Consider the following 12,784-nt stretch of genomic DNA (forward strand, 5'->3'; position numbering starts at 1 on the left):
GCGGCTACCAGGCCGCGGATACGGCCGGAGCCTGGTGGTAGACCGAGTGCCAGACCTCGTTGCGGATCCGCCCGAACTCGGGCGACAGCCGCATCTCCTCGGTCCTCGGGTAGGGCAGGTCCACGTCGATGATCTGCTGGACGCGGCCGGGCCTGGCGGCCATCACGACCACCCGCCTGGCCAGGTAGACGGCCTCGTCCACGTCGTGGGTGATGAACATGACCGTGCGCTGCTCCTGGCTCCAGGTGTCGAGCAGCTGGTCCTGCAACTGCACCCTGGTCAGTGCGTCCAGCGCGCCGAAGGGCTCGTCCATGAGCAGGACCTGCGGGTTCACCGCGTACGCGCGGGCGATGGCGCAGCGCTGCTTCATGCCGCCGGACAGCGTCTTGGGCAGCGCGTCGGCGAAGTCGGACAGGCCCACCAGCTCGATCGCCCGCTCGGCCCGCCGCCTGCGCTCGTCCGCCGGCAGGTCGGTCAGCTTCAGCCCGAACTCGACGTTCTTGCGCACGGTCAGCCAGGGGAACAGCGCGTACTGCTGGAAGATCACCCCGCGGTCCGGCCCCGGCCCGGCGACCGGCACGCCGTCCACCAGCACCTCGCCGGAGTCCGCCGTGACCAGCCCGGCGGCCATGCTCAGCAGCGTGCTCTTGCCGCACCCCGACGGGCCCACGACCGTGACGAACTCGCGGTCGGCGATGTCCAGCGACACGTGGTCGAGGGCGGTGAAGACGACGCCGTCCTTCATCGGGTACGTCTTGACCACGTCCCTGAACGAGATCTTGTTGTTCATCGGCGCTCCTGCCAGTCGGTGAGACGTCGCTCGGCCAGCAGCAGCAGCCGGTCCATCAGCAGGCCGAGCACGCCGATGGCGATCAGGCCCACGAAGATCGTGGACAGGTCGTAGTAGAGCTGGGCCTGCTGCATCCGGAAGCCCAGACCCTCCTGGGCGGCGATCAGCTCGGCCGCGACCAGCGTGCCCCAGGCCGAGCCGAGCCCGACCCGCATCCCGACCAGGATGAACGGTGTGGACGCCGGCACCACGACCTTGAGGAAGATGGTCCGGTCGGACGCGCCGAGCACGCGGGCGGCGTTGATCAGCGTCTTGTCCACGTCCACCACGCCCTGGAACGTCGCCACCACGCTGGACAGGAACGAGGCCAGGAAGATGACGAAGACCTTCGGCACCTCGCCGATGCCCATGAGCACGATCGCCAGCGGGATGATCGCCAGCGGGGGGATGGTCCTGAAGAACTGGACGTACGGCTCCAGCAGGCCGCGGGCGGTGGTGTACCAGCCCATCAGGAAGCCGATCGGGATCGCCAGCAGGGTGCCGAGCAGGAAGCCGGACAGCACCCTGCGCAGGCTGGCCAGCGCGTCCCCGAGCAGCGTGCCGTCGGCGATCAGCTCGCCCGCCTTGACCGCGACCTGCAGCGGGTTGGGCAGGCCCTGCACGCCGACCGTGGCCAGCAGCGTCCACACGGCGAGGCCGATGGCGACCGCGGCCAGGTTGAGCGCGATCGCGCGTGGCGAGCGCCTCGGACCGCGCCGCGCGGCCGGGGCCGCCGGCGACTTGCTCAGCGCGGCGAGCTCCGTCATGAGCCCTCCTTCGCCGTGCGTCCATCGGTGGCCGCACCGCGTGCGGTCACGTGCCTCGATTGGTTCATGGGGTCCTCTTGCCTCAGAAGGCCGGGGGCCAGATCGGGCCCGGCCGGGTAGCGCGAAAGCAGCGGGGATTCGTGCAGCACCAGGGCGATGCCGCCGAGGGCGCCCGCGACCTCGCCGAGTGTGGCGCGGCGCAGGCTCACGCGATGTCTGGAGACCGGCATGACCTGGGCGCCGAGTGCCCGCTCTATGGGCTCGATCAGCGCGGCGCCGGTCTCCGCCAGCTCGCCGCCGATCACTATCACGCTGGGGCCGATCGCGTTGCACACGGCGGCGAGCACGTGGCCGATCGCCGCGCCGACCTCCGCCAGCACGGCCAGCGCCGGGGCGTCGCCCGCCCTCGTGGCCTTGACCAGCTCGGGAACGTCCTCGGCCCGGCCGCCCGCGGCGCGGTAGGACTCCAGCACGGCCCTGATCGAGGCCACGGTCTCCAAGCAGCCGGTGCCGCCGCAGTCGCAGGGCGCGCCGTCCTGGTCGACCGTGATGTGGCCGAACTCGCCCGACAGCCCGTACGCGCCGCGGTGCAGCGACCCGCCGACCACCAGCCCGCCGCCGACGCCGTGGGACAGGCGCAGGTACAGCACGTCCTGGCCGCCGGCGGCGGCGCCCCAGATGGACTCGCCCAGCGCGGCGAGCCTGGTGTTGTTGTCCAGCAGGACCGGGACACCGAACCGCTCCCGCAGCAGCAACTGCACGGGATGCGGCACCTCATCCTCGGGACCGCTCGCGGGATCGTTCTCGGCATGGGCTTCGGCTTCGGCTTCGGGGTCCAGTGGCGGGCCCACCGGGCCGACCACGCCGACGCCGATCGCGCTCAGCGCGCCGAGCTCCAGCCCGCCCCCGGTGAGCGTGCGGACGAGCCGCCAGGCCAGCTCCGCCCGCTGCTCCCACGGCAGGCCGGCGGCGTGCGGCTCGCTCGCCGTGCCGACGATCTCGTGCGCCAGGTTCACGGCCGCGACGTGCAGGCCGCGCCGGGCGAAGTCGATGCCGATGGCCTGCCCGGCGTCCGGGTTGAGGGTCAGGGTCTCGGCCGGCCTGCCGCGCCCGCGCGGCCCGTCCTGCTGGGAGGCCGCGACGACCGCGCCGCTGGAGACGAGCTCGGCGAGGATGTCGTACAGGGTCGTGCGGGACAGCCCGCAGTGCTTGCCCAGCTCGCCCCGGCTCAGCGGGCCGTGCTTGCGCAGCAGTTCCAGCACGAGCTCTTCGTGCCCGCGCCGGAGCTGTGACAGAGGGCCACGAGGGTGGGACATAGGGCAGAGTCTGCCGACGACCCGGCTTTTTCGTCAATAACCCGGAAAAAAACATTCCAGCTCCCCAATTATGGCCCTGAGCAGCATAAATGGGGATTTGGGGCGGCCCGCGAACCTTCGTAACGTTCACGTAACAGGGCTGGCGTGCCGCGCCGGGCTGGGATGGGCGCGGGCGGATTGGGCGTTGACTTTTGTTTGGATGGACGCCAAATTAAAGGCTGCGGATCAACCCTCGCTGCCCCTGGAAGGCGACCATGAGGCGCTTGCTTTCGGTGTTCCTGGTCATGCTGCTCGGCTCGGCTCTGACGGTCGTGCCGGCGACGGCCCGCACCGGGGCCGCGCATCAGGTCACCTACGACAAGTACTCGCTGCAGGTCGACGGCCGTCGCATCGTCCTGCAGGCGGCCGAGTTCCACTACTTCCGCCTGCCCAGCCAGCGGCTGTGGCGTGACGTCTTCGAGAAGTTCAAGGCGGCCGGGTTCAACGCCGTCTCCCTCTACTTCTCCTGGGCCTACCACTCGCCCGCACCCGGCGCGTACGACTTCACCGGCGTGCGCGACGTGGACCGCCTCCTGCGCACCGCCCAGCAGGCCGGCCTGTACGTGATCGCCAGGCCCGGACCGTACATCAACGCCGAGACCACCGGCGGCGGCTTCCCCGCCTGGCTGAAGAACGTGCCGGGCCGGGCGCGCAGCAGCGAGGCCGGATTCCAGGACGCCTACCGCGAGTGGCTGCACCGGATCAACCCGATCCTCGCCAGGCACCAGGTCACCCAGGGCGGCCCGGTCATCCTCTACAACGCCGAGAACGAGTACCAGGTCAACACCGACGCCGCCTACATGCAGGACATCCAGGACCAGGCCAGGGCCGACGGCATCGACGTGCCGATCACCACCAACGACTGCTGCGACGCCGGGAGCTGGAGCTCGACCTGGGCCACGGGTCCGGGCGCGGTGCAGATCCCGGGCGTGGACGACTACCCGCAGTCGTTCGAGTGCGCGAACCCGGACGCCTGGGGCCCCTGGGGCGAGGGGCTGACCGAGAAGCTGCGCGACGACATCCCCGTGTTCGCCGCCGAGTACCAGGCCGGGGCGATCGACCTGGGCAACGCCGGGTACGACAAATGCCGTGAGCTGACCGGACCGGCGTACATGAAGTACTTCTACAAGAACAACCTGGTCACGACCGGGGCGACGATGTTCTCGTACTACATGGGCTACGGCGGCACCAACTGGGGCTGGCTCGCCCAGCCCAACGACGTCTACACCTCCTACGACTACGGCGCCGCGATCACCGAGGCGCGGCTGCTCACCCCCAAGTACGACGAGTTCAAGCGTCAGGGCTACTTCCTGGAGGCGGTCGCGCCGCTGGCCAAGACCGACGCGGCGGCCACGTCCCCGGCCGCGCCGAGCAACCCCGCGCTCACCACGACAACCCGCGCGAACCCGGACACCGGGACCCAGTTCGTCCTGCTCAAGCATGCCGACAGGGCCGCGACGAGCACGGACGACGCCACCCTCGACTGGGCCGCCCCCGACGGCCGCCACCAGGTGCCCGTGCGGGTGCGGGGCCGCGACGCGCACGTCCTCGTCGCCGGGTACGACCTGGGCGGCCAGCGTCTCGTCCTGTCCAGCTCCGAGATCATGACGCACGCTCTCATCGGCGGCCGTGACGTGGCGCTCCTGTACGGCACCGCGGGCTCGCCGGGCACGACGATCCTGCGCTACGGCTCGCGGCCGGAGGTCAAGGTGCTCGAAGGGGCCGTGCGGGCCGCGTACAGCGGGAACGACCTGCGCCTCGACTACGACCACGACGGGCTGGCGCGGGTGCTGGTCACGGGTGGCGGGCGGCGCCCGCTGCTGCTCCTGCTCGGGACGGACGAGACGGCGGCGACGTTCTGGCGGGCGGAGACGGGCTTCGGGCCGGTGCTGGTTCGCGGCACCGAGCTCGTGCGCTCGGCCACCGCCCAGGGCGACACCCTCCGCCTGTCCGCCGACACGGCGGCGGCGGGGTCCGTGGAGGTGTTCGCGGCGCCCGCGGCCAGGCGCCTGCGGATCGGCGCGGACGACGTACGTGTCACCAGGACGTCCAGCGGCTCGCTGCTGGGCGCCACCCGCGCCGCCGAGCAGCCCGGACTGCCCGCGCTGACGGGCTGGCGATCCCGTGCGGAGGCTCCCGAGGCCGCGCCCGGGTTCGACGACTCCCGCTGGACGGCCGCCGACCACACCACGACCAACAGCCCGCACCCGCCCAAGACCCTGCCCGTCCTGTACGCCGACGACTACGGCTACCACTACGGCAACGTCTGGTACCGGGGCCACTTCACCGCCACCGGCGCGGAGACCAGGATCGACCTCAACGCCGTCACCGGCCTGCGCGGCAACTACCTGGTCTGGCTGAACGGCCGCTACCTCGGCACGGCGGCGGGCGGCGTGGAGGCCGACGCGGGCGACCAGGCGAACCCGCCGAACCCCGACCCTGGCCCCGGCCACTTCGACATCCCGGCCGGCACGCTCAAGACCGGAACGGACAATGTGCTCGCCGTCCTCGTGGCGAACATGGGTCACAACGACGACTGGATCGCCGACGACCTGCGCTTCAAGCAGCCCCGCGGCCTGGTCGCGGCCACGGTGGCAGGCACGGTCGGCGCGACCCCCGTCACGTGGCGGATCCAGGGCGCGGCCGGCGCCGACAAGGTACGCGGCCCGCTCAACAACGGCGGCCTGTACGGCGAGCGCACCGGCTGGCACCTGCCGTCATATCCCGATAAATCCTGGAAAACCGCCGCCCCGGCCACCCCAGGCGTCACCTGGTACCGGACCTCGTTCCGCCTCGACCTCCCGAAGGGCCACGACATCCCCGTCGGGCTCCGCTTCGGCGGCGACCCGTCACCCGCGTACCGCGTGCAGATCTTCCTCAACGGCTGGAACGTCGGCCAGTACGGCGGCGACATCGGCCCGCAGCGCGACTTCTCGCTCCCGGCGGGGTTGCTGGACGAGCACGGGACCAACACCCTGGCACTGGCGGTCACCGCCGAACAGCCGGTGGCGGGCCCCGGCCCGCTCAGCCTGTTCGCCTACGGCAGCGTCCGGGGCGGCCCCTGACGGAGGCGTCAGTCCCGCTCGGGGACGGCCATCTCCCCGAGCAGGGACCAGTCGTCCTGCGGGACGGACGCGTTCACGATCCGCGGCGTCTCCAGCAGGTAGGGCGGCAACGTCTGCTGCGCCTGCTTGAAGTGGCCGGACTGGACGTGCGCCGCCCCGGCCGCGTCGTCGCGGAACGCCTCGACCAGGACGTATTCCGCGGGGTCGGCGATGCTGCGCGACCAGTCGAACCACAGGCAGCCCTCTTCGGCGCGGGTCGCCTCGGTGAATTCGGCGGAGATCTCTGGCCACCGGTCGGCGTGTTCGGGCACAATACGGAACTTGGCGGTAATGAAGATCATCGACGTGACTCCATGGACTCGGCGGCGCTACGCGTCGAGACTAGCGGGATAGCGGCCGTCATCGAGTTATCCCAAATCCCTACCAAATGTGTGGGACAATCACAGAGTGAGTCTGGACAGGATCCGTCCGTCGAGTGCCCGTGCCGATTCTCCGCTGACCGCAGCCATCCTGGCGGGCCGGTGGATCAGATCCGCTGCGGCCGATGACGAGCACGGCAGGCGCTGGGTGGCCAATCCCGATCCGCGTGGCGGTTCGGCGGTCACCCCTGAGCCCTGGTCCCTCTACTCGGGGGCTGCGGGCATCGTGCTGTTCTTCCTGGAGCTGGCGGCCGCGACCGGCCATGAGGCGTACCTGGAGGACGCGCGCGCGGGAGCCCGCAGGCTCGCCGACACCTGGCGGGAACAGGACGACCTCTCGCTCTACCACGGGCTGACCGGCACGATGATCGCGCTCATGGAGGCCGGTTGGGTGCTCGGCGAGGACCGCTTCGAGGCCGAGGCCAGGGCCATCGCCGATCTGATCGTGCGACGGGGCCGCGCCTCCGCCGAGGGCGTCAGCTGGTCGCGCGACCCGGCGCAGCGCGGCGAGGGCGGCATCATGCTCGGGCTGCTGCGCGCCGCCACCCATCTGGGCGTGCCCGCGTACGAGGAGGCGGCGGTCGAGGCGGGCCTGCGCATCGCCAGGCTGCCCGTGCCGGGCCACCGCTTCGGCGACTGCGCCGACCTGCCGGTCGACGCCGTCACGCCCGGCTTCCTGGCCGGCACGGCGGGCACGGCGTTCCTGCTCGCCCGCCTGTACGGGGTGACGGGCGACGAGCGCTTCATGTTCGCGGCCCGCAGCGGCGCCGACTTCGTCCGCCAGATCAGCGTCGTGACCGGCGCCTGCGCGGTCGTCCCGCACCACGTGCCGCAGGCGCGCGGGCTGCACTACCTGGGCTTCTGTTCCGGCTCCGCGGGCGTGGCCCGGATGTTCTACGAGCTGTACCGGGTGGGGGGCGACGCGGGCGACCTGGACTGGGTGCAGCGGCTGGCCCACGGCATCGTCAAGAGCGGGGTCCCGCATCGCCGTACCGAGGGCTACTGGAACGTGGCCTGTCAGTGTTGCGGCACGGCCGGGCTGATCGAGCTCTTCGTCGGCCTGTGGGCGGCGACCGGGCAGGTGTCCCACCTGGAGTACGCCCGCACGCTCGCGTCCGACCTGATCGGCCGGGCGAGCGACCACGACGGGCGTGGCTACCGCTGGTACCAGGCCTACCGGCGGCTGCGGCCCGGCGAGGTGACCGCCGACACCGGCTACATGGTGGGCGCGGCCGGCATCGGCGCGGCGCTGCTCCACCTGGACGCCGCCGGGCAGGCCGAGCAGGCCCGCCGGGTGATCCTGCTGCCCGACAACCCGTTCCCCGCCATCCCCGTCCCGCCGTCGGCCCTGCGCGGCTGACGCGACGCCGGAGAGGGACCTTCGTCTCCCTAATTCATGTATCCCAAGTAGGAAATGTTGACTTTATCGATCGTGCCTCGTAGTTTCGTAGGCATGAGCCAGGGCCTTTATCTGACCCGGCGCCCGCACGTGGACTTCGGCCACGTCGCCAGCGCGCAGTGTCGCTGATCACGAGTTTCGAGCCGACCTCGTTCCCCCCTGCGCCGGCATCGGCGCGTTCCCGCAGAGGAACCATCGTGATCAAGATCAGACCAGCCCTCCTCGCCCTGCTGCTGCCTGCCCTGCTGGCCGGCTGCGGCGCGGCCGAGGGAGCGGCGAGACCCGGACAGACCGAGGTGAAGGTGCTGCGCTACCAGGGCAACGCCGGCACCGTCACCTACCCCGAGCTGGCCGACGAGCTCGGCTATCTCGGCGACCTCCAGCTCAAGTGGGTGGGCAACACCACCTCGGGCCCGCAGGACATCCAGTCGGCGGCGACCGGCCAGACCGACTTCGGCGGCGCCTTCGACGGCGCGATCGTCAAGCTCAAGGCGGCCAAGGCGCCGATCAAGGCGGTGATCGGCTACTACGGCTCCGACAAGGAGAGCTTCAACGGCTACTACGTGACGGAGAACAGCCCGATCAAGACCGCCCGCGACCTGATCGGCAAGAAGATCGGCGTCAACACCCTCGGCGCCCACCACGAGGCCGTCATCAAGGAATACCTCAAGCGCCAGGGGCTGACGCCGGAGGAGATCAAGCAGGTGCAGCTCGTCGTCGTCCCGCCGGTCAACACCGAGCAGACCCTGCGCCAGGGCCAGCTCGACGCCGGCACCCTCGGCGGAGTGCTCAAGGACAAGGCGCTCGAACGCGGCGGGCTCCGCCCCCTGTTCACCGACGTCGAGCTGTTCGGCCCGTTCACCGCCGGATCCGTCGTCCTGCGCGAGGACTTCATCGCCGCGAACCCGGCCACCACCAAGACGTTCGTGACCGGCTTCGCCAAGGCCGTCGAATGGGCGCAGACCCACCCACGCGAGGAGGTCGTCGCCAAGTTCGTGCAGATCATCGAGAAGCGCGGCCGCAACGAGACCACGGACGTCGTCCGGTTCTGGAAGAGCACCGGCATCGCCGGCCAGGGCGGGGTCATCGCCGCCAAGGAGTTCGAGACGTGGATCGGCTGGCTGGAGCGCGAAGGCGAGATCAAGCCGGGCCAGGTCAAGGCCGCCGACCTCTACACCAACGCGTACAACCCCTACGCCGGCGGGAGCGCCTCATGACCAAGATCAGCATCAGGAACGCCACCAAGACGTTCCAGGTCCGCGACGCCCCCGAGCCGTTCACCGCGCTGTCCGGCATCGACCTCAACGTGCGCGAGGGCGAGTTCCTCACGCTCGTGGGCCCCAGCGGCTGCGGCAAGTCCACCCTCCTCGACCTGGTCGCCGGGCTCACCGAGCCGACCGCCGGCGAGATCCTCATCGACGGCACGCCGGTCGCCGGCCCGGGGCTCGACCGCGGCATCGTCTTCCAGCAGTACGCCCTCTTCCCGTGGCGCACCGCGCAGGCCAACGTCGAGTTCGGGCTGGAGGCCAAGTCCGTCCCCAGGAAGGAACGCGCCCGGCGGGCCAGGGAACACCTCGCGCTCGTGGGCCTGACCGGGTTCGAGGACCGCTACCCGCACGAGCTGTCCGGCGGCATGCGGCAGCGCGTGGCCATCGCCCGCAGCCTAGCCTTCGACCCGGACGTGCTGCTGATGGACGAGCCGTTCGCCGCGCTGGACGCCCAGACGCGCGAGTCGCTGCAGGAGGAGCTCGTCCACGTCTGGGAGCAGACCGGCAAGACCGCCATCTTCATCACCCACGGCATCGACGAGGCCGTCTACCTGGGCCAGCGGGTCGCCGTGATGACGTCGCGGCCCGGCCGGATCAAGGAGATCATCGAGGTGCGCTTCGACTCCCGCGAGGGCGACCTGCGCGCGGACCCGGTCTTCGGCGAGTACCGCCATCACGTGTGGAGCCTGCTGCGCGACGAGGTCGCGGCGGCCCAGGCGCAGGAGCGAAGGGTGGTCACCTCCCATGGCTGACACGACACCCGCGGTGAGCGAGCGGCTCCCCGGCGACGTCCACTGGTACGACCTCCCTGACGACGAGGCCGAGCCCGGCTCCGAGGGTGACTTCGACTCCGACGAGCCCGGTCCCGAGCGCGACTTCGACCCCGGCGAGCCCGGCCGGGCCGCTGCCGCGCTTCCTCCGGCGCCGCGCAGGAAGCGGGCCTTCGGCAGGACGGCCAGGCGGGCGGCCACGAACTCCACGGCCATCCTGCTCCTCCTCGCCGCCTGGGAGGTCCTGCCCAGGCTCGGCGTGGTCGACCCGGTCTTCGTGCCCCCGCTCTCGGAGAACCTCGTCGCCTGGTACGACCTGCTGATCGGCGGGCAGCTCTCCGAGCACCTCCAGGCGTCGCTGGCCCGCTCGCTGGCCGGCTTCGGCCTGGCCATCCTGTTCGCCATCCCGCTCGGCCTGCTGATCGGCTGGTACCGCCCGGTCGCGAACTTCCTCACCCCGCTGCTGGAGCTGTTCCGCAACACCTCGGCGGTGGCGCTGCTGCCGGTGTTCACGCTGATCCTCGGCATCGGGGAGACGACGAAGGTCACGTTCGTGCTGTACGCGTGCGCCTGGCCGATCCTGCTGAACACCATCAGCGGGGTGAAGACCGTCGAACCGCTGCTCATCAAGTCGGCCAGGTCCATGGGCCTGGGGCCGGTGCGCCTGTTCCAGAAGGTCATCCTGCCCGCCGCCGTGCCGACCATCTTCACCGGCGTGCGGCTGGCGGGCGCGTACTCGATCCTCGTCCTGCTGTTCGCCGAGATGGTCGGCGCCAAGGCCGGGCTCGGCTACCTGATCCTCGACACCCAGTCCAGCTTCCGCATCCCCGACATGTACGCCGGGATCATCACCATCTCCGTGCTCGGCCTGCTGTTCAACCTGCTGCTGGTCGGCGTCGAGCGCCGCTTCTCCACCTGGAGGACCACGTGACGAGAAAGCTCCACCTGAACGCCTTCCTCATGGGCGTCGGCCACCACGAGGCGGCCTGGCGGCACCCGCGCACCGAGCCGGCCCGCCTCACCGACGTCCGCCACTACCAGGAGCTGGCCAGGATCGCCGAGCGCGGCAAGCTCGACTCCGTCTTCCTGGCCGACGGCGTGGCCCTGCACGGCAACGTGCGGCACAACGCCCTGGGCGGCCTCGAACCCCTCACGCTCCTGTCCGCCCTGGCCGCCGTCACCGACCACATCGGCCTCATCGCCACCGTGTCGACGACGTACAACGAGCCCTTCCACGTGGCGCGCAAGTTCGCCTCGCTCGACCACATCAGCGGCGGCCGGGCCGGCTGGAACATCGTCACCTCCGCCGGCGAGGCCGAGGCCCGCAACTTCGGCCTCGAACGCCCCGCGCACGCCGACCGCTACGCCAGGGCCACCGAGTTCCTGGAGGTCACCCGCAAGTTGTGGGACAGCTGGGAGGACGACGCCATCGTGGGCGACCGGGTCGGCGGCCACTATGCCGACACCGGCAAGATCCACGCGATCGAGCACGCGGGCGAGCACTTCGCGGTCCGCGGCCCGCTGAACACCGCACGCTCGCCCCAGGGCCATCCGCTCCTCGTGCAGGCCGGGTCGTCGGAGGCGGGCAAGGAGTTCGCCGCCCGCCACGCCGAGGCCGTCTTCACCGCTCAGCAGACGCTCGCGGAGGGCCAGGAGTTCTACGCCGATCTGAAGCGCCGGCTGGCGGCGCACGGGAGGCGGGCCGACGAGCTGCTCGTCCTGCCGGGCATCTCGCCGATCATCGGCTCGACCGAGCGCGAGGCGCTGCGGCTGGAGAAGGAGCTGGAGGACCTCATCATCCCCGCGTACGGCCTGGCGCAGCTCTCCACCATGACCGGCATCGAGCTGACCGAGGACGCGCTCGACCGGCCGCTGCCCGACGTCTCCGTCGAGACCGAGGGCGCGCAGAGCCGCCGCAAGCTCGTGGTCGACCTGGCCAGGCGCGAAGGCCTCACGGTCAGGCAACTGCTCGGCCGCCTGGCGGGCGGTCGCGGCCACCGGGTCGTGGCCGGGACACCCGAGCAGATCGCCGACCAGCTCCAGGAGTGGTTCCTCAACGAGGCGGCCGACGGGTTCAACATCATGCCGCCGATCCTGCCCGGCGGCCTGTCCGACTTTGTGGACTACGTCGTGCCTGAGCTGCAGGTCAGGGGCCTGTTCCGGTACGAGTACGAGGCCCGCACACTGCGCGGCAACTACGGCCTGGAAAGACCCGCCTCCCGGTACGCCGCGCCGCGCGAAGTGGCGGTGGCGCGATGAGCATCGTCACGCTGGTCGGCAACCCCCGTCCCGGCTCCAGGACCCTGACCGTGGCCGCCGCGGCCGCCCAGGCGATCGGCCGCCGGATCGGGGCGGCTGAGCCGTACGAGGTGGTGGATTTGTCCGTGTTCGGGCCGCAGCTGCTCTCGGCCGACCCGTCCGCCGAGGTGGCGGCGGCGCTGAGCCTGGTGCGCGAGGCGAGCGTGCTGGTGGTGGCCAGCCCGACCTACAAGGGGACCTACACCGGGCTGCTCAAGGCGTTCGCGGACCGGCTGCCGCTGGACGCGCTGGCCGGGAAGGCGGCGCTGCCGCTGCTGGTCATGGGGGATCCGAAGCACTCGCTGGCGGTGGAGGTGCATCTGCGCCCGCTGCTCGTGGAGCTGGGCGCCGTCGTGCCGACGCCGGGGCTGGCGGTGCTGGAGTCGCAGATCCCGCAGGTGGAGGAGGTGCTGGCGACCTGGGCCGACCGGGTCGCGGCGCAGGTGGCCGCGGTGGTCGGGGAAGGAGCGTTCCGATGACGGAGACCAGGCCGGAGCTCCGGCCGGTCAAGGACCTCCGGCTGCCGCCGTCGAGAGAAGCGCGCCCCGCCCGGGGCCGCGCGTCGAGGGAGCCCGGCCCGTCGCGCGGCGAGCCCGGTCCGTCGCGCGGCGAGC

At 71.3% G+C, this 12,784-nt stretch carries 11 protein-coding genes; 7 read left to right on the forward strand and 4 right to left on the reverse strand.

Annotated features, from left to right (window positions below):
* Positions 1-4: 4 nt before the first annotated feature.
* Genes ABEA43_RS05535 through ABEA43_RS05545 form a run of 3 tightly spaced genes read right to left on the reverse strand, consistent with a single transcriptional unit; the run spans position 5 to position 2,912 of the window.
* Entirely contained in the window at positions 5-790 is a 786-nt protein-coding gene (locus tag ABEA43_RS05535; RefSeq protein ID WP_345559335.1) for an ABC transporter ATP-binding protein, read from the reverse strand.
* Positions 787-1,596, reverse strand: a complete 810-nt coding sequence (locus tag ABEA43_RS05540; RefSeq protein ID WP_345559337.1) for an ABC transporter permease — start codon at positions 1,594-1,596, stop codon at positions 787-789. The genes ABEA43_RS05535 and ABEA43_RS05540 overlap by 4 nt, the downstream gene beginning before the upstream one ends.
* Positions 1,593-2,912, reverse strand: coding sequence for an ROK family transcriptional regulator (locus ABEA43_RS05545; RefSeq protein ID WP_345559339.1), 1,320 nt, complete (start codon positions 2,910-2,912; stop codon positions 1,593-1,595). The genes ABEA43_RS05540 and ABEA43_RS05545 overlap by 4 nt, the downstream gene beginning before the upstream one ends.
* 254 nt (positions 2,913-3,166) lie before the next feature.
* Between ABEA43_RS05545 and ABEA43_RS05550 the strand changes: the two genes are divergently transcribed.
* Complete coding sequence (locus ABEA43_RS05550; protein WP_345559341.1) at positions 3,167-6,016, forward strand: beta-galactosidase; 2,850 nt, start codon at positions 3,167-3,169, stop codon at positions 6,014-6,016.
* Positions 6,017-6,024: 8 nt separating this feature from the next.
* Here ABEA43_RS05550 and ABEA43_RS05555 read toward each other — a convergent pair whose 3' ends face one another.
* Entirely contained in the window at positions 6,025-6,357 is a 333-nt protein-coding gene (locus ABEA43_RS05555) for a putative quinol monooxygenase (RefSeq protein WP_345559343.1), read from the reverse strand.
* Between the two features lie 106 nt (positions 6,358-6,463).
* Here ABEA43_RS05555 and ABEA43_RS05560 point away from each other — a divergent pair, with 106 nt between their 5' ends.
* The 6 genes from ABEA43_RS05560 to ABEA43_RS05585 all read left to right on the forward strand — a co-directional run bounded on the left by ABEA43_RS05560 (position 6,464) and on the right by ABEA43_RS05585 (position 12,649).
* Positions 6,464-7,795, forward strand: a complete 1,332-nt coding sequence (locus ABEA43_RS05560; RefSeq protein ID WP_345559345.1) for a lanthionine synthetase LanC family protein — start codon at positions 6,464-6,466, stop codon at positions 7,793-7,795.
* A 236-nt stretch (positions 7,796-8,031) separates the two neighbouring features.
* Entirely contained in the window at positions 8,032-9,051 is a 1,020-nt protein-coding gene (locus ABEA43_RS05565; protein WP_345559347.1) for an ABC transporter substrate-binding protein, read from the forward strand.
* A complete protein-coding gene (locus ABEA43_RS05570; RefSeq protein ID WP_345559349.1) occupies positions 9,048-9,854 on the forward strand; it encodes an ABC transporter ATP-binding protein in 807 nt (268 codons plus the stop codon). Before ABEA43_RS05565 ends, ABEA43_RS05570 begins: the two co-directional genes overlap by 4 nt.
* Entirely contained in the window at positions 9,847-10,803 is a 957-nt protein-coding gene (locus ABEA43_RS05575; RefSeq protein WP_345559351.1) for an ABC transporter permease, read from the forward strand. The genes ABEA43_RS05570 and ABEA43_RS05575 overlap by 8 nt, the downstream gene beginning before the upstream one ends.
* A complete protein-coding gene (locus tag ABEA43_RS05580) occupies positions 10,800-12,131 on the forward strand; it encodes an LLM class flavin-dependent oxidoreductase (protein ID WP_345559353.1) in 1,332 nt (443 codons plus the stop codon). The genes ABEA43_RS05575 and ABEA43_RS05580 overlap by 4 nt, the downstream gene beginning before the upstream one ends.
* On the forward strand, positions 12,128-12,649 hold the full coding sequence (locus ABEA43_RS05585; RefSeq protein WP_345559355.1) for an NADPH-dependent FMN reductase: 522 nt from the start codon (positions 12,128-12,130) through the stop codon (positions 12,647-12,649). Before ABEA43_RS05580 ends, ABEA43_RS05585 begins: the two co-directional genes overlap by 4 nt.
* Positions 12,650-12,784: the final 135 nt, after the last annotated feature.

Origin of the sequence: Nonomuraea rosea (assembly GCF_039539705.1) — a bacterium.
GTDB lineage: Bacteria > Actinomycetota > Actinomycetes > Streptosporangiales > Streptosporangiaceae > Nonomuraea > Nonomuraea rosea.